The organism is Rhizobium aethiopicum, from assembly GCF_014197535.1.
Lineage (GTDB): Bacteria > Pseudomonadota > Alphaproteobacteria > Rhizobiales > Rhizobiaceae > Rhizobium > Rhizobium aethiopicum_A.
The window spans coordinates 588,442-615,109 of sequence record NZ_JACIFV010000001.1; the positions used below are offsets into that span (position 1 = coordinate 588,442).

The 26,668-nt window shown below is 60.3% G+C and carries 23 protein-coding genes and 1 tRNA gene; 14 read left to right on the top strand and 10 right to left on the bottom strand.

Features of this window, described 5'->3' with window-relative positions; genetic code table 11:
- Positions 1-105 precede the first annotated feature (105 nt).
- Together GGD53_RS02950 and GGD53_RS02955 are read right to left on the bottom strand one after the other, a co-directional pair.
- Complete coding sequence (locus tag GGD53_RS02950; protein ID WP_184453387.1) at positions 106-2,235, bottom strand: right-handed parallel beta-helix repeat-containing protein; 2,130 nt, start codon at positions 2,233-2,235, stop codon at positions 106-108.
- Positions 2,232-3,551 (bottom strand): O-antigen ligase family protein, encoded by a 1,320-nt coding sequence (locus GGD53_RS02955; protein ID WP_184453389.1) that lies wholly within the window; start codon positions 3,549-3,551, stop codon positions 2,232-2,234. Before GGD53_RS02955 ends, GGD53_RS02950 begins: the two co-directional genes overlap by 4 nt.
- A 616-nt stretch (positions 3,552-4,167) precedes the next feature.
- Between GGD53_RS02955 and GGD53_RS02960 the strand changes: the two genes are divergently transcribed.
- From GGD53_RS02960 to gmd, 5 genes are read left to right on the top strand one after another with little or no spacing between them, the layout of a single operon-like run.
- On the top strand, positions 4,168-5,118 hold the full coding sequence (locus GGD53_RS02960) for a glycosyltransferase family 2 protein (protein WP_184453391.1): 951 nt from the start codon (positions 4,168-4,170) through the stop codon (positions 5,116-5,118).
- Entirely contained in the window at positions 5,115-6,218 is a 1,104-nt protein-coding gene (locus GGD53_RS02965; protein ID WP_184453393.1) for a glycosyltransferase family 4 protein, read from the top strand. The genes GGD53_RS02960 and GGD53_RS02965 overlap by 4 nt, the downstream gene beginning before the upstream one ends.
- Entirely contained in the window at positions 6,209-7,354 is a 1,146-nt protein-coding gene (locus tag GGD53_RS02970) for a glycosyltransferase family 4 protein (protein ID WP_184453395.1), read from the top strand. The genes GGD53_RS02965 and GGD53_RS02970 overlap by 10 nt, the downstream gene beginning before the upstream one ends.
- Positions 7,351-9,558, top strand: a complete 2,208-nt coding sequence (locus tag GGD53_RS02975) for a GumC family protein (RefSeq protein WP_184453398.1) — start codon at positions 7,351-7,353, stop codon at positions 9,556-9,558. The genes GGD53_RS02970 and GGD53_RS02975 overlap by 4 nt, the downstream gene beginning before the upstream one ends.
- 52 nt (positions 9,559-9,610) lie before the next feature.
- The gene (gene gmd / locus GGD53_RS02980; protein WP_184453400.1) at positions 9,611-10,702 is read left to right on the top strand and encodes a GDP-mannose 4,6-dehydratase; all 1,092 of its coding nucleotides are present in this window, start codon (positions 9,611-9,613) and stop codon (positions 10,700-10,702) included.
- A gap of 181 nt (positions 10,703-10,883) precedes the next feature.
- Here the strand turns inward: gmd and GGD53_RS02985 are convergent, their stop codons facing one another.
- From GGD53_RS02985 to GGD53_RS03000, 4 genes are all read right to left on the bottom strand, one after another.
- Positions 10,884-11,906 (bottom strand): porin, encoded by a 1,023-nt coding sequence (locus tag GGD53_RS02985; protein WP_184453402.1) that lies wholly within the window; start codon positions 11,904-11,906, stop codon positions 10,884-10,886.
- A 564-nt stretch (positions 11,907-12,470) separates the two neighbouring features.
- Positions 12,471-12,561, bottom strand: a tRNA-Ser gene (locus GGD53_RS02990).
- Between the two features lie 169 nt (positions 12,562-12,730).
- Complete coding sequence (locus GGD53_RS02995) at positions 12,731-13,948, bottom strand: NAD(P)/FAD-dependent oxidoreductase (RefSeq protein WP_184453404.1); 1,218 nt, start codon at positions 13,946-13,948, stop codon at positions 12,731-12,733.
- Between the two features lie 86 nt (positions 13,949-14,034).
- On the bottom strand, positions 14,035-15,150 hold the full coding sequence (locus tag GGD53_RS03000; protein WP_184453406.1) for a Gfo/Idh/MocA family protein: 1,116 nt from the start codon (positions 15,148-15,150) through the stop codon (positions 14,035-14,037).
- Positions 15,151-15,358: 208 nt separating this feature from the next.
- Here GGD53_RS03000 and GGD53_RS03005 point away from each other — a divergent pair, with 208 nt between their 5' ends.
- The 8 genes from GGD53_RS03005 (at position 15,359) to GGD53_RS03040 (ending at position 23,779) form a co-directional block, all read left to right on the top strand.
- A complete protein-coding gene (locus GGD53_RS03005) occupies positions 15,359-16,234 on the top strand; it encodes a MurR/RpiR family transcriptional regulator (RefSeq protein WP_184453408.1) in 876 nt (291 codons plus the stop codon).
- A gap of 91 nt (positions 16,235-16,325) precedes the next feature.
- Entirely contained in the window at positions 16,326-18,260 is a 1,935-nt protein-coding gene (locus GGD53_RS03010) for a bifunctional 5-dehydro-2-deoxygluconokinase/5-dehydro-2-deoxyphosphogluconate aldolase (RefSeq protein ID WP_184453410.1), read from the top strand.
- A gap of 198 nt (positions 18,261-18,458) precedes the next feature.
- Positions 18,459-20,309, top strand: coding sequence for a 3D-(3,5/4)-trihydroxycyclohexane-1,2-dione acylhydrolase (decyclizing) (iolD, locus tag GGD53_RS03015; RefSeq protein WP_184453412.1), 1,851 nt, complete (start codon positions 18,459-18,461; stop codon positions 20,307-20,309).
- Positions 20,310-20,377: 68 nt separating this feature from the next.
- Complete coding sequence (gene iolE / locus GGD53_RS03020; RefSeq protein WP_184453414.1) at positions 20,378-21,295, top strand: myo-inosose-2 dehydratase; 918 nt, start codon at positions 20,378-20,380, stop codon at positions 21,293-21,295.
- 204 nt (positions 21,296-21,499) lie between these two features.
- Complete coding sequence (iolB, locus tag GGD53_RS03025; RefSeq protein ID WP_184453416.1) at positions 21,500-22,297, top strand: 5-deoxy-glucuronate isomerase; 798 nt, start codon at positions 21,500-21,502, stop codon at positions 22,295-22,297.
- An 88-nt stretch (positions 22,298-22,385) separates the two neighbouring features.
- A complete protein-coding gene (locus GGD53_RS03030; protein WP_184453417.1) occupies positions 22,386-22,607 on the top strand; it encodes a DUF1127 domain-containing protein in 222 nt (73 codons plus the stop codon).
- Positions 22,608-22,679: 72 nt separating this feature from the next.
- On the top strand, positions 22,680-23,519 hold the full coding sequence (locus tag GGD53_RS03035) for a helix-turn-helix transcriptional regulator (protein WP_184453419.1): 840 nt from the start codon (positions 22,680-22,682) through the stop codon (positions 23,517-23,519).
- Positions 23,520-23,617: 98 nt separating this feature from the next.
- Positions 23,618-23,779: a hypothetical protein gene (locus GGD53_RS03040; RefSeq protein WP_164517773.1), complete on the top strand. Its 162-nt coding sequence runs from the start codon at positions 23,618-23,620 to the stop codon at positions 23,777-23,779.
- Between the two features lie 45 nt (positions 23,780-23,824).
- On the opposite strand, the gene GGD53_RS03045 is transcribed toward GGD53_RS03040, so the two are convergent.
- From GGD53_RS03045 to GGD53_RS03055, 3 genes are all read right to left on the bottom strand, one after another.
- Positions 23,825-25,189, bottom strand: a complete 1,365-nt coding sequence (locus GGD53_RS03045; protein WP_184453421.1) for an MATE family efflux transporter — start codon at positions 25,187-25,189, stop codon at positions 23,825-23,827.
- A gap of 83 nt (positions 25,190-25,272) precedes the next feature.
- Entirely contained in the window at positions 25,273-25,707 is a 435-nt protein-coding gene (locus tag GGD53_RS03050) for a glyoxalase superfamily protein (protein ID WP_184453423.1), read from the bottom strand.
- Between the two features lie 113 nt (positions 25,708-25,820).
- Positions 25,821-26,000: a hypothetical protein gene (locus GGD53_RS03055; protein ID WP_184453425.1), complete on the bottom strand. Its 180-nt coding sequence runs from the start codon at positions 25,998-26,000 to the stop codon at positions 25,821-25,823.
- Between the two features lie 61 nt (positions 26,001-26,061).
- On the opposite strand from GGD53_RS03055, the gene GGD53_RS03060 reads away from it, so the two are divergent.
- Entirely contained in the window at positions 26,062-26,394 is a 333-nt protein-coding gene (locus GGD53_RS03060) for a hypothetical protein (protein ID WP_184453427.1), read from the top strand.
- Here GGD53_RS03060 and GGD53_RS31585 read toward each other — a convergent pair.
- A complete protein-coding gene (locus tag GGD53_RS31585; protein ID WP_246717688.1) occupies positions 26,345-26,593 on the bottom strand; it encodes a hypothetical protein in 249 nt (82 codons plus the stop codon). The genes GGD53_RS03060 and GGD53_RS31585 overlap by 50 nt on opposite strands.
- Positions 26,594-26,668 lie beyond the last annotated feature (75 nt).

Genomic DNA, 26,668 nt, shown 5'->3' on the forward strand with positions numbered 1-26,668 from the left:
CCTGACGCACGATCCGTTGGAATTTTCGCTCTGGGCCGGTTCGCCGAGGCCATGATGTCATAGCTCCTATCGGCAGCAGTCATTTCCGTCGCGTCGCCGGTCTTGTTATTCGGCGTGCGACGCTACGCTGCCTGTATCGATCCCAGCCTTCTGAAGATCGCTTAGACTGCCAAACTCTCCCGAAGGCATGATCTCCGGGTGGATCCTGAAGCTCTTGTCGTTCAGATTGCCGCTGTAACGGTTACGCGCAAATTGCACCGATCCGAGCTTGTGGTCAGGCACGTAAATGTATGCTGCAAGCCCATTACCGCTGTCGACCGACACGATATTGTCCTCGATACGATTGGGGCCTGCCCAAGGCGGACGCCACCCCCGGCCCGTACCGTCATCGACGCGAAAGGCAGCCCCAGATCCGCCTGTAATGGTGTTCCCCGTCACCAGGTTGCTCCAGCCGCCGTTTATGCCGATCGCCGATATGTTATCCAAAAGCCTATTTCCTTCGATGCGCACTCCACTCGCCTTGCCGTCGGTATAGATCGCCCAACTGATAGGAGAAGGCCATTCACTGGTATTTTCATATCCAGGCGGCCAGAATGTCCCATCGATCCTGTTCATAAGCTGACCTGTTCCGGTGACGAGATTGTAGCGAATGCTGCTGTTCAAAGGGTCCGTCTGCTCACCCATCAGCTTGATGGCGCCGCCGTCTGCCGTTTGCTGATTGGCGTTGCGGACCACGTTGTGTTCGATGACCGCGTCATGGACTGCGTCCTGATCTCCCCATAGGGAGCCACCGGCGATACCGAACTGGGCTGCGTTTTCGATGAGATTATGAGCGATCCTGACATTGTCGGCAGCTTGGAACCAGATCCCGGCCGTTTCGAAATAGACCCTGCCGATGTCATGGATGTGGTTCGACAGGATTGTCGCACCGTGGGATTTGAGGAAGGTGCCATAGGTCGTGCCGACATAAATTCCATTGCCGGCCACATCCGCAATCACGTTGCCGGCAATCAGGACATCTTTGCTCTCGGAAACATGGATGCCGACGCCGACATTGTCGATGGAATTGCCGAGCAGCCGGACGCCGTCCGCCCGGTCGAGCCGTATGGCGCCAAAGCTCCTGGTGTCGGTACCGAACTTGCCGCTGCCGCGCGGATCCCCATCCCGGAACTGGAGTCCGGATACAACCATTCCGTCGGCCCCATCCAGCCTGAAGAATGTCGGCAGGATGCCGGTGACAGCCGTAGAGCTGATTGGCAATCCATCGGTCGGGAGGTAGACGAGTTGCTCCTTGGCGCGGTCATACCACCACTCCCCGGGAGCATCGAGCAGGGCCGCCGCCCCGGTCAGGAAATAGCGACTGCCTTCCGCGGTGAAGAAATAGGCAGTGCCTCTGGTGTTGATGGCCCGGTTCGCGGTGTCGATTGAGACCACTGGGAGGGTGTCACTGCCCCATTGGCTGCCGGGGCGAAAACCACCGACGATGTGGGCGACAAGCCCCGCTGTATTTTTCGAGATCGGAAGATCGCCGGCATGGAAGCAAAAGCGCGTGTTGCCATGCCATATGTCGTCATCCTCAGTGCACTTGGCCGCAAAAAGCCATCCTTTGCGCGGATCTCCATCGAGCGGGGCGTTGGGAAAGCGTGCCTGCGTCTGCAGCGCGCCCTTGACGAAAAGGTCGCCCACCTCCCTGCCTGCAGGCAGCTTCAGTGATGCCGTCCAGCGGCCATCGGCCTGTGCCGTCCAATTGCGTACAAGCGGGCCGCCGTGCAGAACCGGCGTTTCGTTGCACCTTGCCGCGATGACCAGGCCCGCGTCGCGCGCGTCGAAGACGATCGGTTCAGTGAGATAATAGTCTCCGCCGCCCATTGCGATCGTGTTTTGGCCGCGCTTCTCACGCGCAGCATCCCGAGCTCTCTCGATGCTGACAAAAGGACCGTCGGTATGCTGAGGATTGGGTTTGGGAAGACGCCCACTCCAACTGTCCTTGCCATCAGGAGAAACATAGAATACTGCCCGGGCCGCAGATGTGCCCGTCAGTACTTTGCTCAGTGAAGTCCCCTTCAGCCTGTCCGAAAAGGTCGCCGGCGACGCTTCCGCGCAAGTCGCTTCCCTGAGCGCCGTCTGCAGCTTATCGGGCGCATCTGCGTCCCGAGTCACTGGGGCCAGGTTGCTCGGCTGCGGAAAGAGCGTCGCAAACAGAATGCTCAAGATCGGTGCGAAAGGCAGCCTCAAATCTGCCGCTCCGCCGTTTTGCTGCGCGCCGATGCCCGCATTTGCTGGCCGGGGGTCATCGAAACAACGGGCTCGTATAGAGAGAACATGATGATGCCCGACATAAACAGAACGAAAATCGCGTCATTCTGGATTAGGAAGATTGTCTCGGTCATGTTCATCACCAAAATGACGACGGTGAAGACATTCAGCCAGAGCCAGCAATAGCGCGGATCCCGGCATTGGAGGACCGCCCCTTGGCGCAATGCCTGTAGAAGCATCAGAGCGAACAAAATCATTCCGCTTATTCCGAAGTTCAGCAGCGTATCGCGGAATCCGTTATGGGCGTGGGGAGCCATCCATCCGATCTTCGACCAGATAATCCAGGCGTCGGGATTAGCTTCTGTCCAAAAGGCCTGGTAGCCGAAGCCGAGCAGCAGATGATCGGCAATCTGACCATCGACCAGTTCCCACAAGGGTACCCGGCCGGTCAAAGTGGCATCCTTGCCAAGCGCCTCCAGGAATGGAACCAGGAATTCGTGAAGCAATAGGAGGAGCCCGATGAACATTTGAACAAAAAACAGGATGAGGACGATGCGACTGATGCCGCCGATCCGCCGCAACAGGGTATAGAACCCGATCAAGCAATAGGCAGATACCGTCGCAATGATCGCGGTCATCGATCCGGAGCCCATGAGACAGGCCCCACCCGCGATCAAGAAAAGCAAAGCGGTTCGCCGTAAACCCCGGTTACCGTCCATTAAAACGGCCGTCGACACCAGTGTCATCATCGCGGCATACCAACCGAGACTGTTCTTGTGGATGAATATGCCACGCACGGCGCCGTCCATCGGCATGCGAGCGAGACCCGGCGACGCCACGAAGACCAGCAGGCTGAGGACGATGCATGTTCCGAAGGTGGCAAATGCCAGGAGAAGCAACTGCCGTGGTGTGAAGCGTATCGCCAGCACGTAAGCCAGAAGCACAGTAAAGAGCAGGCCGATGGCTCGCCTGAATGTCGTTGATGGGCCTACCGACCAGAAGACGGACACAAACGGCATGGCGACCATCAGCGGGACAAACCAATTTCGCTTGAGCGCCGTTAGAAATTGCGGAAAATTCCGTACCAGCATCAACAATGTAAAGCCGTATACGGGTAGGCAAAGCAGACGCAATATAGACCTGGCGTGATCGCTAAGGGCTCCGTCGGCGTCCGCCAGCATGAGCGGGAAAAGGGCGCCTGTCTGAAGGAAAAGGCAGAAGCCCGCGCCCCAGCATTCTATCGCTCGCCAACTGACGGTCGGCCCATTCGCGGCTCTAAGCGTATCGGCTCTCATTATCGGTCCCGATTTGCCTGGACAGATGAGGGGCTGTTGATCGCGGCAATTTGGAAAGACATGGGTCCCCTTTCACAGCTGCGCTGCTTACCAACGAACATCCCGACACCTCCCCAGTCAACTGACGCAAACGAAGACGGAGCTAAGCCTAACGCGCATACCCACCGTCCAAGGACGTTGGTTGGATTAAGCTCACGGTCGACCCCTCCCCCAAAAGTTGGTGCTTGGGCCAATGGCATTGCCCATAAGAGCAGATGTCACCGGTGACCAATCGCCGGTAGCTTGGCGATGAAAACATACCGCGAAGATCGCGCTGAGCCGCAGTTGGTGGTGAAGTGAGGCAATAATTCTGGCGCAGCTGGCTGTTTGGCAGTGACGCTTGGAAGGGTTGGGATTCTTATGGTTCTGCGTCATGGTCCTGGTTTCGTATGCACTATAACGGAAGCGTCACGCGTTGCGGTGGTGACCCTACGAGCTCAGGGCAGAAGCCTGATCGCGCAGAATGATGCCTGTCCGCCTCTCATCTCTTTCCATCAATTCGCGTTGCCGAACGAACGAGCGTTCGCAACTCCGGCGTACCGATGTGTCGCGCAGCAACGCGCTTGAGAGGGGTGTCATGGAGCGGCCGACGATCAGCGTCCTCATCAACAACTACAACTATGGTTGCTTTCTTCCTCGGGCGATCGACAGCGCCTTGCGCCAAAGGGCGTCTGATGCCGAGATCATCGTCGTCGATGACGGCTCGAGCGATCAGTCGCGCTCGGTTCTCGAAGGTTATGAAAAGCGGGTGAAGGTGGTCTTCCAGGAGAACCAGGGACAGGCCGCCGCCATTAATGCCGCTGTAAAGGCAAGCAGTGGTGACATCCTCTGTTTTCTCGATGCCGATGACTGGTGGGCGCCGGGCAAGCTGTCGGCAACAGCCGCTGCTTTCCAGTCGAATCCTCATGCATCGCTTGTTTATCACCGACTTCAGCCAACGCAGACCGATGGCTCAATAGCCTTCAAGCCAATTCCTCGAACCCTGTGTTCGGGAGATTTGTCGCCGCGCCTTGCGAGATCGGCTGGCTGGTGGCCCTTCCCACTGACATCAGCCATCGCTGTAAGACGCAGCGCCTGGGATGCGGCAGGAGAGATTCCCGAGCAGTTTCACATTTCCGCCGATGCCTGGCTCGCGGGCATCTACCCATTTCTGGGGGATGTTGTCGCCCTGTCGGATTCACTCGGATTCTACCGGATTCACAACAACAACTGGTATCGGTCAGTCGATGACGCCGCCATGCTGCGAAAGCGGATGGCCCATTGGCGGACTGTCGTTGACGCGACGAACCAGTTTCTTTCCGCGCACGGCTTAGCCGGAAGGCTGCGTCTGACCGATCACTTTCCGTATCGGGTCGCCTCAGCCAGGCTGGAGGGCGCAGATGCACGCACCCGGTTCAGACTTGTCGCCGAAGGACTTTTTTTCGCCGGAGAACCAAACTTGCTGAGGCGTATGCGTGAGGCATTGCGGACAGCCCGCGACCTTCCTCGACGCGGTCAGGCGGTTGGCTTGTCGGAGTCGGCACGATGAAGGCGCTGATGCTGGTTTCCGAACTCGAAGACTACACCATCTCCTTCGCCAGCGGTGTTGCGCAACACCTGCAGGTCGTGCTCGCAGTCCCGCGTCGGCGCTACGCCAATCTTGTCTCCTCTTTCGATCCGGCTGTCGATCTGCACCTTTTGGACTGGCCACGGCACCGCTCACTCTCCAATCCCTGGTTTCTGCACCAACTCACGCGTCTCATCCGGCACGAGCGGCCGAACGTCATTCACCTTTTGAGCAATTCCACACTCTGGTTGAACTTTGCTGCGCCATTCTGGCGGCCGATCCCGCTCGTGACGACCGTCCATGACGTTGACGTGCATCCCGGTGATTCCGACACCCGAACGCTCCCGGCCTGGGCTCCGCAATTGATCGTGCGGCAATCGGGTCATGTCGTCGTCCATGGCGAGGGGCTGAAACGAATGGTTCTCGAGCGATATTCAAAATCGCCCGAGTGCGTCCATGTCCTGTCGCATCCGGCCATTCATCGCTACGCGGAACTCGCTCGGCAGCACAAGATGGCGCGGCGCCACGCAGATGGAACCTTGCGCGTCCTGCTTTTCGGGCGGATTTTTGCTTACAAGGGGTTGGAACATCTAGTCCGCGCCGAGGCGATGCTGAAGGATCAGCTCCCCAACCTGCGCATCACGGTCGCCGGCCGCGGCGATGATCCCTGGATCTTCCAGCCTCTTATGGGCGAAGCCGGCCGCTATGATATTCGCAACCGCTTTATCGAGGACATGGAGGTCGCCCAGCTTTTTCTGGATGCCGATATCGTTGTTCTTCCCTACACGGAAGCCTCGCAAAGTGGTGTGCTCAACCTTGCCGCGGCATTTGGCAAACCGGTCATCGTGACCGATGTCGGCGAATTGCGCGCCACCGTTCTGCCGAACGGACTGGGAATGGTGGTTCGGCCAGGGGACGTCGAACAGCTCGCCAGTGCCATCCGGACACTGGCTGATAACAGCGAACTGAGAAGCAGCTTCGGGACCAGCGCGCTCGCCTGGGCCACAGGTCCGAATTCGCCTGAACAGGTCGGGGCACAGGCCGCGGCCGTTTATCGTGAGGTGGTCGGAGCATGCGAATGACGGCGCTCACAGAGGGGGATCGGACAGCGGTGCGGAATGCAGCAGCGACCGTGCGCCACTACGTCCCGGGTGGTCGCGAGAACGGCGGCGGAATTGGCAGGATGGTCGGCTATATATCGAGCACGGCCAAGGAGGCGGGCGAAACGCATCTCGTCACCGACACCAGAGGACCGCGCTGGTCCCTGGTTACGTCGCCGATGCGCATGCTCAGCGCCATCTTGATGATGGCCAAGGATCGGATAATTGCTCCGGCACGCATTCACCATATCCATATCGCCGGTCGCGGCAGCACAACAAGAAAACTGATCCTCACCGAGGCGGCCCGCCTCCTCGGATGCTCTCACATATTACACCTGCACGATTACGACTATGCGAGTGACTTTGCCGCACGCTCGCCACGGCAACAAATGCTCATACGCCGGATGTTCCAACATGCCGACCAGGTCGTAGCGCTGGGGCAGCGCGATCGTGTGACGCTAACGACGCTTCTGGGCGTGGACGAGCGCCGCGTGGCCGTCATCCGCAATTGTGTTCCCGACCCCGGGGCGCGCAGTGTCCACGTCGGCAAGATGCCGTTGATCGTCTTTCTCGGCCGACTGAGCGAACGCAAAGGCGTTGGGGAGCTTCTGCTTGCCTTAAGTCATCCGATTATGAAGGCGCTCCAGTGGCGAGCCGTGCTGGCAGGCGACGGACCTGTGGAGGACTACCGACGCCAAGCCGCGGCCCTGGGCCTTTCAGATCTGGTGAAAATGCCGGGCTGGCTCGGCGCCGACGAGGCGCAAGCCTTGTGTGCACGGGCAGATATCCTGGTCCTACCTTCGCATGCCGAGGGCTTGGCAATGGCTGTGGTCGAAGGGCTCGCCCACGGGCTTGCGGTCGTTACCACGCGCGTCGGCGCGCATGGCGAAGTCATCTCCGACGGTGAAACGGGCATCTTCGTGCCTGTCGGAGACAAGGATGCCCTGGCTGCGGCGCTGGCAAAACTCGTCAGCGATCCGGAAATCCGCAACCGCCTCTCGGCCAAGGCCCGAGCTCATTATCTCAATCAGTTCAGTATGAAAGCTTACATGCGATCGCTGGAAAAACTCTACGACGCCGTCTCCGCGCAACCTCAAACGTCGGTTGGTGAACGATGACCATTTCAACTATCCCGCCAGACCGCAACGCCTCGCTCTCGTCGATGCGTTACGATCCCCGGTTTCAGGTAGAAACGAGGTCGGACGACTTTGACCTCACATCGGGCCTGCGTCTTATCCGGCGAAGGATGGTGATGATCGCGGCTATCATCACGCTGTTTATGGCGATCGCCGCGATCATGGTTTCGGGGTTGAAGCCGAGTTTTCATGCCGAGTCCCGGCTGATAATCCACACACCTCTGGCGACGAAACTCGGGCCTGAGGATTCCGGTCGCAACGATCCGCTGGACGCCGCATCGGAGACCGAACGGCTTCTTTCCAGAAGCATTGCAGAGCGGGTAATCCGCGACCTGCGGCTCGATCAGTGGCCGGAATTCAATCCGGCGCTGCAGGAGAGCTCGCTTATCGACAGAGTCCGAGCAATGTTGCGCGGTCTGGTCGACAGAGAAAAACCATTCTCGCCGGTACGAAACAGCATCGAGCCAATCATCCCGAAGTACTACAAGGCATTGCGCGTATGGCGCGATGGCCAGAGTGACGTTATTCAGATCGGCTTCGATGCGAGCGATCCCCAACTGGCAGCCTCAGTCCCGAACCGGCTCATCAGCATCTATCTCGAAGAGCGGAAGGACGGTCTGCGGGGGCGCCTGGATGCGGCAGAAGAATGGGTTCTGCAGCGCATCGCCGAACAGAAGGACCGCGCTGCGGCAGCACGCGATGCCGCCGACGCGTATCAGAAAACGATGGACGTCGTCTCAAATGACGACGATCAGGTTGAACAGATCAAGTCAATAATGGAGCTGGGCGAGCGGCAGACAAAAATCGAACAAAGCCGCACTGAAGCGAGAGCAACGATATCTGCACTGGAAGCGGCTGACGACCTCTCGCTTGCCCTGCAGAATATGGTTATTCCCGACAGCATTGGCGCGGCGCAACGGGAGCTTCGTTCGCAGGAGCAAGATCTCGAGCGCCTTCTCGAGATATATGGCAACACCGCCGAAGCCGTGGTCGATATGCGGGCGAAGATTCTTAAATCCCGCACCGATCTCAGCCTTGCGGTCGATCGATATCTTCAATCCATCCGCTCCAAGCTTGCGGCGCTCGATCATGAGGATGACGCGGTCCGGTCGGCCTTGGCGGTTGCGCATGAGAAACGCGCTCGCTCTGCCCTGGCGCAAACGGAGCTGGCGCGACTCCAACGCATGTCTGACAAGGAGCAGACCGCGCTTGATAAGCTCGAGGAGCAGCGCCGTGGCCTGGCTGCGCAAGCCATGCTGCCGGGAGCGGAACTGGAAGTTTTGTCACCGGCAGCAGTGCCGCTGGCACCGCAGGGGCGCGGACGACTTTTCTATCTGGTCGGCGCCCTCCTGGCTTCGATATCGATCGCGGTAACAGCCGCTTTCGTGGTCGAGATGCTGGATAACTCGGTCCGCAGCTTCGATCAGATGGCCGGAATGCCTCGCATAGTGCCAGCCGGATTCATCCCGCGCCTGAAACGGAAGGACCGGGGGGATCCATCTATGCTCTTTGGGTACATTCAAGACGGGATGTTTGACGAAGCAATTCGCTCGGTCATAACTTCGCTCAAACAGTCCAACGGTGGAAAGCTGCCTAACAGTATTGTCGTGACGTCGGCTCACAGCGGAGAGGGCAAGTCGCTTGTCGCCAGATCACTGGCAATCGATCTCGCCGCCAACGGAATTCCGGTGCTGCTTGTTGATGGCGACCTCAGACACGGAAATCTCGACTCGTTTTTCAGGTCAGAACTACAGCAGGGGTTGAACGAATTCCTGTGTCGACAGGCTGGAATCCGGGACATCATCGATCACCATCCGAGCGGCATCGACTTCATTCCGGCCGGCAATGCCACTCTCCATCGGCGCGCCCGTATGACGGATGCGGCCGACATCGTCTCGATGGCCGCCTCGCTGGGCCAAGTCGTCATCTTCGACAGCGCACCCGTGCTCGCCTCGGCTGATACGATGCATCTGACGGCGTTAGCAGAACGAACGCTCGTAGTCGTTAAATGGGGTAAGACGAGCCGTCGCGCCGTCGAATTTTGCTTACATCAGCTGAGGACCGCACGCAACGCAGAGCTCTGCGTTGCCATAAACAACGTCAATCCGAAACAACACGCCATGTACAACTTCAGCGATTCGGAATTGTTTGTGAAATCACTGAGGAAATACCACGAATTCACCTGAACCGGGAGTGCATTCACATCTGGTTCCGCCGAAACAAATTACGGAGACCGTAGTGAAGAATAAAAACAAGGTTGCGCTGATTACGGGTATAACAGGTCAGGACGGTGCTTACCTGGCCGAGTTTCTCTTGGAGAAGGGTTATATTGTTCACGGCCTCAAGCGACGCTCATCGTCCTTCAACACCAGCCGCATCGAGCATCTATACGAGGATCCCCATGTCGAGAATCCCCGGTTCATCTTGCATTTCGGGGACATGACCGATTCAACGAACCTCATCCGTGTCGTTCAGGAAACGCAGCCTGACGAGATCTATAACCTCGCAGCACAGAGCCACGTTCAAGTCTCCTTCGAGACGCCGGAATATACGGCCAACGCCGATGGAACCGGCACACTTCGGTTGCTTGAAGCAATTCGCCTCCTGGGACTGACCAGGAAGACTCGCTTCTATCAAGCGTCCACCTCGGAACTCTACGGCAAAGTGCAGGAAGTCCCGCAAAGCGAAACGACGCCTTTCTACCCTCGATCACCCTACGCAGCGGCCAAGCTCTACGCGTATTGGATCGTGGTCAATTATCGCGAGGCATACGGCATGCACGCCTCGAACGGCATCTTGTTCAATCATGAAAGCCCGATTCGCGGCGAAACATTCGTGACCCGTAAAATCACCCGGGCGGCGGCTGCGATCCATCTTGGACTGCAGGAAAGGCTCTATCTCGGCAATTTGGATGCACAGCGCGACTGGGGACATGCGCGCGAGTATGTCCGTGGGATGTGGCTGATGCTGCAGCAGGACGAACCGGAGGACTATGTCCTTGCAACCGGCGAAACGCACTCGGTTCGCTCCTTTGTCGACAAGGCCTTTACCAAGGTGGGCATGCCAATTGATTGGCGTGGGACCGGAGTTGAGGAAAAGGGGTATGACAAGACATCCGGTCGCTGCGTGGTGGAAATCGATCCGGCTTATTTCCGCCCGACTGAAGTTGACCTTCTGATCGGCGATCCGACGAAGGCGCATACGAAGCTTGGCTGGAAACACGAGACCAGTCTTGATCAGCTGGTTACGGAGATGGTCCGCGAGGATCTGAAAGTCATGGCACGAAATGTTCCGGCGGTGAGTGTAACCAAAGGCTTTGCCTATGCCTGAGGTGATCTACAGCCTTGCCGGAAAAAGGGTCTAGGCCGCCGCTCCCCGCGGCATGGTTGCTCCGCGATCGTGCGATCGTCTCGCTCCGAGGGCTGCGAGATTCAAATGCTGCCCCCGCATAAATGCAAAAAAAGCCCGGCTCGAGAGCCGGGCTTTCCTGATCGACCGAAGTCAGACCAGATTAGAACGAACGCTGCAGGCGGAAGTAGCCCGACGTGGAGTCGTCGCCGTCTTCCGGATCGAGGTACTGAACCGAAGCCTTGGCGTAGAAGTTGTCGACGATCTGGTAATCAACCGTCAGACCAACCTTCCAGGCATCGCCGTCGGCGAAGTCGTTGCCGTCAACACCGTAGTCGCTGTAGTACTGGACGCCGGGGGTGATCTTGAGCTTGTCGGTTGCCTTGATTGCGTATTCGGCAGCGATAGCCCATTCAGCTGCAGTGTAGTAGGAGCTCGGGCCGGTGGCGTAGACGGCTGCGAGGCCGAGCGTGCCGGGACCGATGTCAACCGTACCCATTGCGCGGATAGCGCCTTCTTCGTTGTCGACGTCGTAGCCGGCAGTGATCTGGTAGCTGAAGATACCACCCTTGCCGCCGAGACCGACTGCAACGCCAACGTTGTTGGCTTCTTCGTCAGACTTGTAGAAGCCGTCTTCCAGTTCGTCGACGCTGATGCCAGCGTAGAAGGCGTCGGTTTCGTACTGATAACGGATGGAGTTATGCAGCGTGACCGGAGAACCGATATCGTCGGTTTCGCCAGAGAGGCCATCGTCCCACCAGCTGTAGAAGAGACCAGCGCGGAAGCCTGCGATGTCGAGGTAAGCGGAGTCGAGCTTGGCGCCCTGATCCGATGCGTTGTCAGCATTGAACTGCATGACGATGACGCCGGTCAGCGGACCATATTCGGTGTCGCTCTTAGCAGTGAACTGAACCTGACCGCGAGTACGGGCATCCCAGTCGCTGTCGTTGCTGGCCGAGCCGTTGAGCGGCTGATCACCAACGTCGACCTGGAAACGGATGTAACCGTTGATCTTCAGGCAGGTTTCGGTGCCGGGGATGTAGAAGTAGCCGGTGCCGTAAGCGTCGCAGACGCGAACATATTCAACCGGTTCCGGCTCGGCAGCAACGATAGCGTCAGCAGCCTGAGCACCGGAAACTACTGCCAGAGCAGCAGCGGAGCCGAGAAGAAGGCTCTTGATGTTCATAAATGACCTCCAATTCAAAGTTTCGATCGGGTTTGGGATCTTTCGCTGAGCAGCGTTCCCTGCCCCATCCCCGTGTTTTAAGAAGTGGACGATCCGTCGCCCTTGCTTCCGAGGGTGAAAATACAAGACGGCGGCCGTCACGCAATCACCAACTTACTCGAATGGGTGGTTTGCGGGAGCCTTCCCGACACTCTGTTGCCGAAAGGACACAAGTCGGGCAACCGGCCCTGATTTCCTTTATGCTTTGTTAAGAAAAGCCTGATTTTGCCGCAGCTTAGGCGAGCCAAACAAAGAGATGGACATGCGCCCTTCGACGCATTTTGGACACGTTTTTGACAAGTTCAGGCTATTGCGGTGGAGATGGCAGTTCCCGAAAGCGTAACCGGACGTTCACCCATCCGCTCTCGCTACCGCCTGAGGGCAGAAGCGCGGGACGTGATTCCCGCCAGCGATCTCTCTCTTCGAAGCGATTCTCCCTTGCGCGCGACTGGCAGGGATAGCCGATTAAGCGGCCGTGATTCGCCGACGGAAGTTGAGATCAGAGATACGCGGTGGAAATCAAAGTGGCGGAGAAGATGGGATTCGAACCCACGATACGCTTTTGACGTATACTCCCTTAGCAGGGGAGCGCCTTCGACCACTCGGCCACCTCTCCGGTGCCGCCTAACTAGGGTGAGCGGTCTGTGAATGCAAGGGTTTTTTGAGTTTTCACCAGAAGAAATGCAGGGGCCGGCGTTTCGGCTTTTGACGGACAGCGCCTGCCCCCAAAAGCTCGGCCGATCGATCCTCCAGGCGCACACGCCTTGTAGCGCGCGCTCGCGGACTCAGCTCAATAGGCTCTTGAGATCGGCCGAGGCGTCGGCGAGAATCGCTCGATCGGGATTGGTTCCGGATTCCAGTAGCTTCTTGCCGGTCACATAGGCCTTCGCGTCATTGATCGCATCGACAGCGATCAGCTGACCTTCCCTGAAGTACCAGATCGAATGAGCCCCTTCGCGGGCGCCCGGACGCAAAAGCGTGTCGTCATAACCGAGATTGAAACCGGCGATCTGGAGTTTGACGTCGTACTGGTCGGACCAGAACCAAGGCTTCGGCTCATAAGGCTCGTCGCCGCCGGCGATGAGAGCTGCCGCAGCTTCGGCCTGGTCGACGGCATTCTGCACCGATTCGAGCCTGATGCGCCCACCCTGCCATGGAAGTGCGGCGCAATCGCCGGCCGCAAAAATCGCCGGATCGGAGGTGCGGGCGAATTCGTCGACGATAATGCCGTTGGCGACTTCCAGGCCGGCTTCCTTGGCAAGCTGGTCGTTCGGCACGACGCCGATGCCGACGACGACGAAATCGACATCGATGACCGAGTCGTCGGAAAGGGCGGCGCCGGAAACCCGACCATCCTTGCCGATCAGATGTTTCAGGCCGGTCTTCTCGCGGATCACCACGTCGTGGCTCTCGTGGATGGCGCGCATGAGGTCGGCCGTTTCCTTCGCCGCGACGCGCTGCAGGATGCGATCGGCCATTTCGATGACCGTGACTTCGAGACCACGATGGCGAGCGACGGCCGCAGCCTCGAGGCCGATGTAACCGCCGCCGATGATGAGAACGCGACGGCCGGGGCGCATTTCATCGGCCAGCAGATCGGCATCGCGCTTGTCGCGGGCGACATAGACGCCTTCGAGATCACCGCCGATTGCTGCCGGCAGCCGGCGCGGCGTCGAGCCGGTGGCGAGCACCAGCGTACCATAGTCGAGAACAGAGCCGTCCTGCAGCAGAACTTGCTTGCTGTCCCGCTCGATCTGCTCGGCCCAGGTCGAAAGGCGAAGATCGACGTCGTTGTCGGCATACCAGTGTTCCGGGCGGAACAGCAGGCGGTCGAAGCTCATTTCGCCGAGCAGATATTTCTTCGAAAGCGGCGGGCGCTGATAGGGGGCTACATCCTCGGCGCCGATGAGGGTGATCGGGCGCGTATCCTTCAAAGCACGCAGTTTGGCTGCCAAGGCGAAACCCGCCTGTCCCGCGCCGATGATCACCACTCTATCCGTCACGATCTCACTCCTGAAACTAGGCTCGACATTTACGCCAGGCCTATCCCCTGCCCCATGCGCCGTCAACGGAAAGCGGCTTCTTACATTCAGCCGATTTCGATCCAGCGACGCTCGTGGAAGGACTGTGCCATGGCATGCACCGACTTTTCTATCCTGAGACCGTCTTTAAATGTCACGATCGACGACGGCTCGCCTGATATTGCCCGGATCAGCTCGCGGCACTCGATGATCTTCAGATCGTTGAAACCGAGGCCATGGCCAGGAGCCGGGATGAAGCGATCATAGGGCCGATGGGCAGGCGCCGCCAGTATCTTGCGGAAGCCCTGCTCCGAACCGGGCCCTTCTGCCTGATAGAGTTCAAACTCGTTCATGCGCTCCTGGTCGTAGAGGATCGAGCCTTTCGAGCCGTAAATCTGCAGGGCGATGCGCCCCTTGCGACCCCAGGCGGCGCGATTCGCCATCAACACGGCGGAGATGCCGCCGCCAAGCCGCATCAGCACGTTGGCTGCATCGTGATTTTCGACGGCACGGCGGCCACCCTGGCTGAGCGGACGGTCGGCATAGGGCTTCACCATATCCGTTATGACGGCCTCGACATGGCCGAAAAGATACCAGAGCAACGACAGCGGGTGCACGGCGAAATCGTCAAGCGCACCATAGCCGGCGGAAAGCTCGCTCTTCCAATAAAAGAAGACGTCGGGATCGGCCATGAAATCCTCGTCCATTTCGACGCGGACATGATTGACCGCACCGATGGCGCCGTCGCCGACAAGTTTCCTGATGTGCCGCATGACGGGATTCTGAATGTAATTATAGCCGAGAGCGGCAACCTTTCCGGAGCGCTCTGCCGTCGCCAGCATGCGCTCGGCATCGGCATAGGCGGGCGCCATAGGCTTCTCACACCAGACATGCTTGCCGGCTTCCAGGGCCGCGATCGCCATCTCGGCATGGAACTGGTTGGGCGTGGTGACGGAAACGACGTCGACATCGGGGTCGGCGATCAGCGCCCGCCAGTCGGCCGTTGCCTTCTCGAAGCCGAACTCGCCGGCACGGGCCTCGGCAAGCGCGGCATTGGCTTCAGCCAGGTGCACGAGCCGCGGACGCTCGACATCGCCGAACACGGTCTTTACCGCATTCCAGGCCAGCGCATGGCACTTGCCCATATAACCCGTGCCGATCAAACCGATGCCAAGTGGCTTCATTTTCCGTCTCCTCCAGAACTGTGCGCGGATTTTTGGAATATTTGGATCATTTTGACAAGAGACCGTTGGCAGGCATATGGCCTTCATTCTTCGCTGCGATTGTACAAAACCCTTCAATTACAGGCGATTAAAAACAATTAGGCGCGCCGTTCGAAATCGTCTATGCTCAGGAATATGGAATATTTGTTTCATCCCGTGAGCCGCAAGCATGGATAATGATCCCCAAAGGCACGCGCGCGTGCCGCGCGATTTCGAAAGCCTGCGCAGCACTATCATCGAGCGCAAGGCGAACATGCCGAAGCGGCTGGCGCAGGTCGCCGCCTTCGCGCTCGGCAATCCCGACGAAATCGCCTTCGGCACGACGGCGAGCATCGCGGCCGCCTCCGAGGTCCAGCCGTCGACGCTGGTGCGCTTGGCGCATCATCTCGGTTATGACGGCTTTTCCGATCTGCAGAGCATCTTCCGTGAAAGGCTGCGCGACCGGACGCTGAGCTATGAAGAGCGGCTCGTCACGCTGGAGCAAACGAGCGGCGACGACGAAGACGCCAACCTGCTTTCTGGATTCATTGCCGCGGCGAACCAATCGGTCAACCGGCTGGCCGCGACGGTTCAAAGCGAGACGTTCACGAAGGCGGTGGATATCCTCGCCGCCGCCGAAACGATCTACCTGATCGCCAAGCGCCGCTCCTATCCGCTGACGGCGCATATGAGCTACGCATTTTCCAAGCTCAACATCCGCCACCAGATCGTCGCCTCGCCGAACGGAGTCGATCCTGAAATGGTGCAGTTCGCATCGCCGAGGGATGCGGCGATCGCGGCGAGCTTCTCGCCCTATGCAGCCGACAGCCTTAGCCAGAGCCAGGAGCTTGCCGACCGCGGCGTCCCGGTCATTGCGATCACCGATTCCGCCTTCTCGCCGCTTGCCGCCTGCGCCACACATTGGTTCGAGGTGGCGGAAGCGGATTTCGCCGGCTTCCGCTCGCTTTCAGCCTCGATGGCGCTCACCATGGCGCTGCCGGTTGCGATCGCCGAGCGGCGTCGCAAGCGTCAACATCACAAAGCTGGAAAAGAGAAAATGGAATAAACATTCCGAATTGACAAAATATCGGAACCAATGTTTCATTATCGACATTCGCAGGCACTGGAAGCCGCGCAAAATCTAGCGGGAGGACATCATGGTACAATCGAATCCGGGTTCACAGCCGGAGCCGGCGCTTGATGTAATCACCATCGGCCGCTCTTCGGTCGATCTTTACGGCCAGCAGATCGGTTCGCGGCTGGAGGATATCGCCTCCTTCGCCAAATCCGTCGGCGGCTGCCCGTCCAATATCGCCATCGGCACGGCGCGGCTCGGCCTCAAGTCCGGGCTCATCACCCGCGTCGGCGACGAGCAGATGGGACGCTTCATCCGCGAGCAGGCGGCGCGCGAGGGTGTGGCGACGGATGGCATCGTCACTGACAAGGAACGGCTGACGGCGCTGGTGCTGCTGGCGGTCGAGGCCGAAGGCGTATCGCCGATGATCTTCTATCGCTCCGACTGTGCCGACATGGCGCTCGAAGAAGGCGATATCGACGAGAACTTCATCAAATCCTCACGCGCCGTTCTCGTCTCCGGCACACATTTCTCCCGGCCGAATACCGAGGCCGCGCAACGCAAGGCGATCCGCATCGCCAAGGAGAACGGCCGCAAGGTGATCTTCGACATCGACTACCGGCCGAACCTCTGGGGGCTTGCCGGCCATGCGGAAGGTTTCGAGCGTTATGTGAAATCCGACCGCGTCTCCTCGAAGATGAAGGAGACGCTGCCGGATTGCGATCTCATCGTCGGCACCGAAGAGGAAATCCTGATCGCATCAGGCGCCGACGACGTGCTCGGCGCGCTGAAGGAAATCCGCCGCCTGACGCCGGCGACGATCGTGCTCAAGCGCGGCGCCATGGGCTGCATCGTCTATGACGGGCCGATCGCCGACGACCTCGAAGCCGGCATCGTCGGCCAGGGCTTCCCGATCGAGGTGTTCAACGTGCTCGGTGCCGGCGACGCCTTCATGTCCGGTTTCCTGCGCGGCTTTCTGCGCGACGAGCCGCTGAAGACCTGCGCCACCTGGGCCAATGCCTGCGGCGCCTTCGCCGTCTCCCGCCTGCTCTGCTCGCCGGAATATCCGACCTGGGCGGAGCTCGACTTCTTCCTGAAATCCGGCAGCAAACATCGGGCGCTGCGCAAGGACGAGGCGATCAATCATATCCACTGGGCATCGACGCGGCGCGGCGAAATCCCGCTGCTGATGGCGCTGGCGATCGACCACCGCTCGCAGCTTGTCAGCGTCGCCGACGAACTCGGCGTCGGCCATGACAAGATCGTCGCCTTCAAGCGGCTGGCGGTCGAGGCGGCAGCGCGCGTTTCGAACGGCCGCGATGGCTACGGAATGCTGATCGACGAACGCTTCGGCCGCGACGCCTTCTTCGATGCGGCGACGAAGAACTTCTCCTGGATCGGCCGGCCTGTCGAACTGCCGGGCTCGAAGCCGCTGCGCTTCGAATTCAGCCAGGATATCGGCTCGCAGCTTGTCGAATGGCCGCTCGGCCATTCCATCAAATGCCTGTGCTTCTATCACCCCGACGATCCAGCCGAATTGAAGACGGAGCAGCAGGAGAAGCTGCGCACCCTATTCGAGGCCGCGCGCAAGGTCGGTCGCGAGCTCCTGGTGGAAATCATCGCCGGCAAGAACGGACCGCTCACCGACGATACGATCGCGACCGCGCTGGAGGAGCTCTACGCGCTCGGCATCAAGCCGGACTGGTGGAAGCTGGAGCCGCAGGCTTCCGGCGAAGCCTGGAAGAAGATCGATGCGGTCATCGCCAAAAATGATCCATGGTGCCGTGGTATCGTGCTCCTGGGACTTGAGGCGCCCGCCGACGAGCTGATCTCCTGCTTCGAGGCGACGCTGGCAGCTCCCTCCGTGAAGGGCTTTGCCGTCGGCCGGACGATCTTTGCCGATCCGGCGCGCGCCTGGCTCTCGGGCAACATGAACGACGAGGAGGCGATCGCCGACATGGCCGGCCGCTTCCGGCAATTGACAGAGGCCTGGCTTAAGACGCGTGGGCTTCACTGAGAATTAAGACCCCTCCCCAACCCCTCCCCACAAGGGGGAGGGACTTACGTTGAGGCATCGCTTTACGCCACAAACGAGCTCTCTTGCGGACGCAAGGTTGCGGTGAAATGCGGTGAGCCACACGAGTTAGCCCCTCCCCCTTGTGGGGAGGGGTTGGGGAGGGGAAACCAACTAGAGCGAAGATTGCGGGAGGCCCCGATGGGCAAGACGATACGGTTGACGATGGCGCAGGCCGTCGCGCATTTCCTGAAAGTACAGATGACGGTTGTCGACGGCAAAAAGGTGCCGATCTTCGGCGGCGTCTGGGCGATCTTCGGTCACGGCAACGTCGCTGGTATCGGCGAGGCGCTCTACCAGGTGCGCGGGGAATTGACGACCTATCGCGCCCACAATGAACAGGGCATGGCGCATGCTGCGATTGCCTATGCCAAGGCGAATTTCCGCACGCGCTTCATGGCTTGCACCACCTCGATCGGCCCAGGCGCGCTGAATATGGTGACGGCCGCAGGTGTCGCGCATGTCAACCGCATTCCGGTTCTCTTTCTCCCTGGCGACGTCTTCGCCAACCGCGCGCCCGACCCGGTGCTGCAGCAGATCGAGGATTTCGGCGACGGCACGGTTTCCGCCAATGATGCCTTCCGCCCGGTTTCGCGCTATTTCGACCGAATCACCCGCCCGGAGCAGATCATCACGGCGCTGAAGCGGGCCATGCAGGTGCTGACCGATCCGCTCGATTGCGGGCCGGTGACGCTGTCGCTCTGCCAGGACGTTCAGGCCGAGGCCTTCGATTATCCGGCAAGCCTATTCGAAGAAAAGGTCTGGACGACCCGCCGGCCGCAGCCGGATGCGGACGAGCTGGCAAATGCCATCGCGCTGGTCAAGGCGTCTGAGAAGCCGGTGATCGTCGCCGGCGGCGGCGTGCTTTATTCGCAGGCTACGAAGGAACTCGCGGCCTTCGCCGAAGCCCATGCCATCCCCGTCGTCGTCACCCAGGCCGGCAAGTCGTCGATCAACGAGACCCATCCGCTGGCGCTCGGCTCGGTCGGCGTCACGGGCACATCGGCGGCGAACGCGATCGCCGAAGAGACGGATCTCGTCATCGCCGTCGGCACGCGCTGCCAGGATTTCACGACCGGTTCCTGGGCGCTCTTCAAGAACGACAGCCTGAAGATGGTCGGCCTCAACATCGCCGCCTATGACGCGGTGAAGCACGACAGCCACCCTGTGGTGGCCGATGCCCGCGAAGGGCTGAAGGCGCTTTCGGCAGGCCTTTCCGGCTGGAAGGCGCCGGCAGCACTTGCCGAGAAGGCAACGGCGGAAAAGAAAATCTGGATGGAGGCTGTCACCAAGGCTATGGCGGCGACCAACATCGCCCTGCCCTCCGATGCGCAGGTGATCGGCGCGGTGGCGCGCACGCTCGGCGCCGAGAACACGACGGTGCTTTGCGCCGCAGGCGGTCTGCCAGGCGAGCTGCACAAGCTCTGGCCGGCGACGGCGCCCGGTAGCTATCACATGGAATACGGCTTCTCCTGCATGGGCTACGAGATCGCCGGCGGGCTCGGCGCCAAGATGGCGCGCCCCGAACGGGATGTCGTCGTCATGGTCGGCGACGGTTCCTATATGATGATGAACTCCGAGATTGCGACCTCCGTCATGGTTGGGGTCAAACTCAACATCGTCGTGCTCGACAATCGCGGCTATGGCTGCATCAACCGGCTGCAGATGGGAACCGGCGGCGCCAACTTTAACAATCTGCTCAAGGACTCCTATCACGAGGTGATGCCGGAGATCGATTTTCGCGCGCATGCCGAAAGCATGGGCGCCATCGCTGTCAAGGTCAGTTCCATCGCCGAACTCGAGCAGGCGATCGTCGATTCGAAGAAGAACGATCGCACGTCCGTCTTCGTCATCGACACCGATCCCTTGATCACCACTGAGGCCGGCGGCCACTGGTGGGATGTCGCGGTGCCGGAAGTCAGCCCGCGCGAAGAGGTCAACAAGGCGCGCAAGGGTTATGTCGAAGCCCGCGGCTCCCAGCGCATTGGCTGAAACAAGTTAGCCCCATTTTTCCGGAGGAGCGGACCCGCTCCTCCGCCATGTCTTTAAGGAGAATATTGATGAAGGCCAAACTCGGCATGTCGCCCATCGCATGGTGGAACGACGACCTTCCTGAGCTTAGCGACGATGTGTCCCTCGAAGAATGCCTGCGGCAATCGCGCAGTGCCGGTTTCACCGGCATGGAACAAGGCCGCCGCTTCCCCAGCAACCCGGAAGAAATGCTGCCGATCCTGCGCGCCGCCGACGTGACGCTATGCGGCGGCTGGTTCTCCGGCACGCTTGTCAATGAAGAGCTTGCGGCCAACAAGGACCGCATCGCGCCGATGATCGAGCTGTTCAAGGCGGTCAACGCGCCCTGCATCGTCTATGGCGAAGTCGGCCGTTCCATCCAGGGCGATCGGTCCAAGCCGCTCGCGACCAAGCCGCGCCTTTCCGACGACGAGATGAAGGCCTATGCGCGCCGCGTCACCGAATTCGGCGAATGGTGCGCCGAGCAGGGCATGCCGCTCTCCTATCACCACCACATGGCCGCCGTCGTCGAAACCGAGCCGGAACTCGACGCTTTCATGCACAATTCGGGCGAAGGTATTCCGCTGTTGCTCGACGCCGGGCATCTGGCCTTTGCCGGCGGCGATGTGCTGCGCGCCATCGACAATCACCACGCCCGCATCAACCACGTCCACGTCAAGGATATCCGCAAGTCGGTGGTGGACGGGCTCGACCGCAGCCGCCGGTCCTTCCTCGACGCCGTGGCGCTTGGCGCCTTCACCGTCCCCGGCGACGGCTCGCTCGATTTCGGCGCCATCGTCCAGCGTTTCGCCGACCACGGCTATGAAGGCTGGTTCGTCGTCGAGGCCGAACAGGATCCGCGCAAGGCGCCGCCGCAGAAGATGGCCGAGATCGGCCATGCCGAACTGATGCGGGTGATGACGGCGGCAGGCTATACTGTGGAAACGGAAGGCTACCCGAAGGGGTAACGAGACGAAAGACCCCTCTCACAAGAGGGACGAACTGGCCGGACCGCTGGAGCAAGCGGCCCCCTCATCCGCCCTTCGGGCACCTTCTCCCCTATGGGGAGAAGCGAAATACGACGGCGCGGCATATCCCTTCTCCCCTCGGGGAGAAGGTGGCGGCAGCCGGATGAGGGGGCCGCGCCCACCAACATACGAGGAGAAACGCCAATGCCAAACCTCAAGGTGAAACCATCCGGCACGCATGGCCGCGTGACGCATGTCACCCCGGAGAATGCCGGCTGGACCTATGTCGGCTTCGATCTGCATCGGATCAAACCGGGTGAGACCGTTTCTGGGGAAACCGGCGAGCGCGAGGTCTGCCTGGTCTGGGTGACCGGCAAGGGCAAGGCGTCGGCCGGCTCGAAGGATTTCGGGACGCTCGGCGAGCGGATGAACCCCTTCGACGGGGCTCCGCATGCGCTTTATATCCCGATGGGCTCGACATGGTCGGTCACGGCGGAGACCGATCTGGAGCTCGCTGTCTGCTCGGCGCCCGGCGGCGGCGGCTATGAGGCAAAGGCGATCCCGCCCGGCACGCATCCGCAGGTGACGCGCGGCAAGGGCACGAATGTGCGCTACGTCAACAACATCATGCCTGAGGACGATAATTCGGCGCATTCGCTGCTCGTCGTCGAGGTGATCACGCCAGGTGGCCATACCTCCTCCTATCCGCCGCACAAGCACGATCAGAACGACCTCCCGAACGAGAGCTTCTTGGAGGAGACTTACTACCACCGCCTCAACCCGCCGCAGGGTTTCGGTTTCCAGCGCGTCTACACCGACGACCGCTCGCTCGACGAGGCGATGGCGATCGAGGACGGCGACGTGACGCTGGTGCCGAAGGGCTATCATCCCTGCGCCGCAACGCATGGCTATGATCTTTATTATCTCAATGTCATGGCCGGGCCGAAGCGGATCTGGAAATTCCACAATGCCGCCGAGCACGAATGGCTGCTGAAGGCATGAAGGCCGCGCTCGATCGCTAAATAATCTGACAGCGCCAAACTGTCGGTGATGGTTCACTGCCTCCGTCCAATGAGGATGGAGTATCATCATGCACAGCTCGCATTTCACGATACCGGCCAGCAATATCCGCTCTTCGCGGCGGCCCGGACTTCTTTCTGCAGCGGCCACAGCAGTCCGCTGGCTGGGGCGCAAGATCAGCGAACGGCGCAACTACAATGCGCTGATGGAACTTTCCGACGCTCAGTTGAAGGATGTCGGCCTCTCCCGCGGGCAGACAGAAAGCGACGTGCACGTTTACAGCCGCTACTGAAGCATCAGACTCGCTGTGGTACTGTGCCCCTGCGCAGCCTTGTCGGGCTGCTGTCTGAACCCGGACGATACGATGTCGCAGTTTTCAACAGCACTGCTCCTGAAAACAAAGACCGTCACCATTCGTGACGTTGTCTGCAATGGCGAGTGCCGCCACAAGAGCGACGAGGAATGTGCGCACAAGACAAGCCTCGTCTATCCCTATCGCGGCGTCTTCATGCGCCATGTCGGCCGCACCGATACGGTGGCTGAAGCCAATCAGGTGTTGTTCTTCAATGCCGGTCAGGGCTATCGGATCAGTCATCCGATCGAGGGCGGCGACGCCTGCATCGACCTGTCGATCGACGAATCCATGCTGGAAGAGCTGGCGCCGAAGGAGCAGTCCCAGCCCGGCCCGGCCTTTTCCTTCCGTCGCCAGCGCCGGCGGATCGACCCGCGCGCGCAGGCGCTGATCGCGCTGCTGCGTCACGGCCTCAGGCGCAACGTCGCCGAAACGCTCGAGGCGGAAACGCTGGCCCTGACGCTGGTTCGCCGCTCGCTCGGCGAGCGCACGTCGCATGCAGCCGGCGCCAGCGTCGGCCGGCAGAAACTCGTCGACCGGGCAAAGCTGGTGCTTTCCTCCGATCTCGCGAGACGCTGGACGCTCGCGGAAATCGCTTGGGAAGTCGGCGTTTCCCCTGTTTACCTCACCCAGGTCTTCCAGCAGGTCGAGGCCACGCCGCTCTATCGCTATCAGCTGAGGCTGCGGCTTGCCCGGGCGCTCGATCTGCTCGGCCAGTATGACGATCTGACCTCACTCGGCCTCGATCTCGGTTTTTCCAGCCACAGTCATTTCAGCGCTTCTTTCAAACAGGCCTTCGGTCAGACTCCGGCCGAATTTCAGCGCTCGGCGCAACTGCGGCGCCGACCCTAATCCCGATTGATCGCTAAAGTTTTCGACAGCGGTGATGCGGTCTTCGATGCTCTTATGACGCTGTCCCGATCCGGGGACGATCAATGGAGGATTACCCGATGAAGAAGACCACATGCGCTGCCTGCGACTGCGAACTCGGCGCCGAGATCATCACCGTCAAGCTGGGCGGCAGGACCGTCGAAGTCTGCTGTCAGGAATGCGCCGAGGCGCTCAACGAGGCGGAAGCGTCGACGTCGGCCGCTCAGAGCAGCAAGGAATAGAGGGCAATCGACAGAGGCCGCGCCAGGAAGCGCGGCTTCCACGTCTCAGGCGGGCAGAAGCCCGTATCGCCAGCCGCGGCGCCTGGCATTCTCAGACAGCACCAGCAGGGCAAGCACCACCATGCCTGCCTCGGCAAAAACAGGCACCATCCAGATTCCCTGCTCGCCGAAGACGAAGGGCAGCAGGAAGGTGAGAGGCAGGGTGAGAAGATAGGGTCGCGACAGACCGAAGATCGCCGCGCGCGGCGCATCGCCGATCGACTGGAAATAGGACGACAGGATCAGCATCTGCCCGAACAGAAAATAGGCGCCGATCGTCCAGGGCAGAATTCGCCTGACCTCGGCGATAATGGCGGGATCGCCGACGAAGGCGGCGCCGATGCGACCAGCCAGCAGTTCCACCGTGATCTCCACCAGGCTGCAATAGACCAGCGCCGAGAGCATGGCGATCTGCAGGCTGCGGCCGACGCGCAACCCAAGGCCGGCGCCGTGATTGTTGCCGGCGATCGTCTGCAGGGCGATGCTGAGACCAAGCAGCGGCAGATAGGTGAAGGTCAGGATACGGGTGATGATGCCGTAGGCGGCAATGGTGGCGGTATAATCACGCGTGCTCCAGAGCGAGACGTTGACCAGAATCGCGGCCGAGGCAAGCGATATGCCGATGAAACCGAGGCTCATGGGCGCGCCCAAGGCGACGATGCCGCGCCATTCGACAAGGGCGAATGTGGGAGAAGGCCTGAGCGTCGCCGGCCGGCGCCAGCGATAGACGAGCACGGCGGCGAGACAGACGAATTGCGAAGCGATGGAGCCTGCGGTCGAACCGAGCACGCCCCAATGCATCACTGCCATGAACAGCCAGTTGGCGAGGATGTTGAGCAGCGAGGCCGAGGCCGTGACCGCCGTCATGAAACCGATCCTGCCTTCACAGCGCAGCCCATCGAGATGCAGTGACAGGAGAAAACTCACTGGCGTCGAGGCGATCATCGCGCCCATGAAAAGCATGGCGCCCTCGGCCACGGCGGTGTTGCCGGCGGCGGCATCGATGATCCGCCCGCCGAGGCCCCAGTAGACTATGATGAGGATCACAATGACGGCGAGCGCCAGCGTATGGGCGCCGGAAAATACCCGGCGCGCGCCCTGCCGATCGCCGGCACCGAGCCGACGGGCGAGGATGCTTCCCATGCCGTTCGAGACGAGCGATTGCAGGGCGACCAGCAGCATAAGCCCTGGGAAGATCAGGCTGACGGCTGAGAGCGCATCGGGGCCGACATAGGCGCCCAGGAAATAGGCGTCGACGACAGCAAAGAGGCCGTTGACAGTGGTGATCGCGACGATCGGCGCCGCAGTCCTGATGAATACGCCCGGCAGCCAGCCGGTGAGGAAAGCATTGCCTTTGGAAGGATTGGTCATGGGGAAATCCGTGCGATATCGGGCGACATCCGCTGCGGCTTGAACAAGCGCATGCGGGCAGCCTGGAAAGGATGAGGAGCAAATCAGAGATCGAGCACCAGATGAGGCACGCCGTTCGAGGTCTTCCTGGGGGAGACGCCGTCGCCATCGATCTGCGCAGTCACGCGCCGCCGAAAGGCTGAAAAGCTCTCGAAGGTGACCACGTCAACCGCTTCGTCGAAATGGATGGTGATCCGGTGGAGGCCGCCCGGCAGAGCCGAAAGCGAGAGGATTTCGCCAGTGAACGGCTGATTGAGATAGCGGCCGCGAATATGGGCGCCGACGATGAGCGGCGTCTTCGCAGCCGCATTGGGCTTTGCCGCCAGAGCGGCCAGCGTGTTCCAGTCACGCACGCCATGCTGGCGGGCGATCATTTCCAAGGCCGCACTGTGGGTCAGCGCGGTGCCGCGATCGTTCATCGCCTGGCGCAGGCGCTTAGCCTGGGCCTTCAGTTCTTCAATGCCGGGATAGGTCGTCATGGAGTGAGCCTTCGCAAGGCATGCTCTTCGACTGTCAATGGGAGCTCGCATTGCCGTCAGTCAGCATGCACAAGGGGCCGTGACCATGATCGCGAGGGCTTCACCATGGATTTTCATCCGCGAGCGGCCGGTGCCTCGAACCGGGGTTTTGTATGCGCGATCGCCGTCTGCATGTCAAGAATGACGCGGCTGCCCGCGGAATTGCGCGAATTTGGAGCAGATCTGGCCGAAATCGGTGCGATTTCCAGCGATTCTTGGCAACAGCCTTCAATCTTAACGATGATCTTCAGCAATCGTCAGCACTCTTGCATTATTCTCTGCCTACGATGAGCGGAGGCTAAAAGGGCCTTTCAGATGCACCTCGACACAGAACACCCCAAGCCGGAACGTGCCTACAGGGAGTTTCACCTCGACAGGCCCGGCAATATCATCTTCGTCGGCCATCACCTCAGCACCGGGACGCAGGTGCGCTGCCTGATCCGCACGATCACGCTTGCCGGCGCGGTGCTCGAAGTCAGTCCGAGCCTGGAGATGCCGAGCCATTTCTTTCTCGAAATACTCGGCATCCATGACGAGATCGGCGCCACCGTGGTCAAACGCGAGAACGAACTGGTGACGATCAGCTTCAACATGCTGCTCAATCCGGAATTCCTGCACCACGTGCTACGACTGAGCTTCGAAAACTGAGGCGTCTTCCAATCGCCGCCCGATCGTGGCGCGGCCTCCTCGTCTCGCCTCTTCTTGCCGAGAGATGCGCAATGATCGGTATGATCCAGAGAAGTCCGCGCCATTCCGGGCCATCGAGCGGATCGGCCATGGGATCGCGGCGCACCCGGTAATTGCGGGACGCGACTTCGTTGAAGAGAACTACCCAGTTGAGAAGCATTGCCTATCCTCCATCTATTGCTGGAGTAGTTGAGCTAGGCCTTCACGCCCTCGCTATGTAGAGGCATGGAGGAAA

Excerpts from the sequence above, each read along its gene's own strand:
- GGD53_RS02955 (WP_184453389.1), bottom strand. The coding sequence starts at position 3,551 with ATGAGAGCCGATACGCTTAGAGCCGCGAATGGGCCGACCGTCAGTTGG.
- GGD53_RS02960 (WP_184453391.1), top strand. The coding sequence starts at position 4,168 with ATGGAGCGGCCGACGATCAGCGTCCTCATCAACAACTACAACTATGGT.
- GGD53_RS02965 (WP_184453393.1), top strand. The coding sequence starts at position 5,115 with ATGAAGGCGCTGATGCTGGTTTCCGAACTCGAAGACTACACCATCTCC.
- GGD53_RS02970 (WP_184453395.1), top strand. The coding sequence starts at position 6,209 with ATGCGAATGACGGCGCTCACAGAGGGGGATCGGACAGCGGTGCGGAAT.
- GGD53_RS02975 (WP_184453398.1), top strand. The coding sequence starts at position 7,351 with ATGACCATTTCAACTATCCCGCCAGACCGCAACGCCTCGCTCTCGTCG.
- GGD53_RS02985 (WP_184453402.1), bottom strand. The coding sequence starts at position 11,906 with ATGAACATCAAGAGCCTTCTTCTCGGCTCCGCTGCTGCTCTGGCAGTA.
- GGD53_RS03000 (WP_184453406.1), bottom strand. The coding sequence starts at position 15,150 with ATGAAGCCACTTGGCATCGGTTTGATCGGCACGGGTTATATGGGCAAG.
- GGD53_RS03005 (WP_184453408.1), top strand. The coding sequence starts at position 15,359 with ATGGATAATGATCCCCAAAGGCACGCGCGCGTGCCGCGCGATTTCGAA.
- GGD53_RS03010 (WP_184453410.1), top strand. The coding sequence starts at position 16,326 with ATGGTACAATCGAATCCGGGTTCACAGCCGGAGCCGGCGCTTGATGTA.
- iolD (WP_184453412.1), top strand. The coding sequence starts at position 18,459 with ATGGGCAAGACGATACGGTTGACGATGGCGCAGGCCGTCGCGCATTTC.
- iolE (WP_184453414.1), top strand. The coding sequence starts at position 20,378 with ATGAAGGCCAAACTCGGCATGTCGCCCATCGCATGGTGGAACGACGAC.
- iolB (WP_184453416.1), top strand. The coding sequence starts at position 21,500 with ATGCCAAACCTCAAGGTGAAACCATCCGGCACGCATGGCCGCGTGACG.
- GGD53_RS03030 (WP_184453417.1), top strand. The coding sequence starts at position 22,386 with ATGCACAGCTCGCATTTCACGATACCGGCCAGCAATATCCGCTCTTCG.
- GGD53_RS03035 (WP_184453419.1), top strand. The coding sequence starts at position 22,680 with ATGTCGCAGTTTTCAACAGCACTGCTCCTGAAAACAAAGACCGTCACC.
- GGD53_RS03040 (WP_164517773.1), top strand. The coding sequence starts at position 23,618 with ATGAAGAAGACCACATGCGCTGCCTGCGACTGCGAACTCGGCGCCGAG.
- GGD53_RS03045 (WP_184453421.1), bottom strand. The coding sequence starts at position 25,189 with ATGACCAATCCTTCCAAAGGCAATGCTTTCCTCACCGGCTGGCTGCCG.
- GGD53_RS03050 (WP_184453423.1), bottom strand. The coding sequence starts at position 25,707 with ATGACGACCTATCCCGGCATTGAAGAACTGAAGGCCCAGGCTAAGCGC.
- GGD53_RS03060 (WP_184453427.1), top strand. The coding sequence starts at position 26,062 with ATGCACCTCGACACAGAACACCCCAAGCCGGAACGTGCCTACAGGGAG.
- GGD53_RS31585 (WP_246717688.1), bottom strand. The coding sequence starts at position 26,593 with ATGCTTCTCAACTGGGTAGTTCTCTTCAACGAAGTCGCGTCCCGCAAT.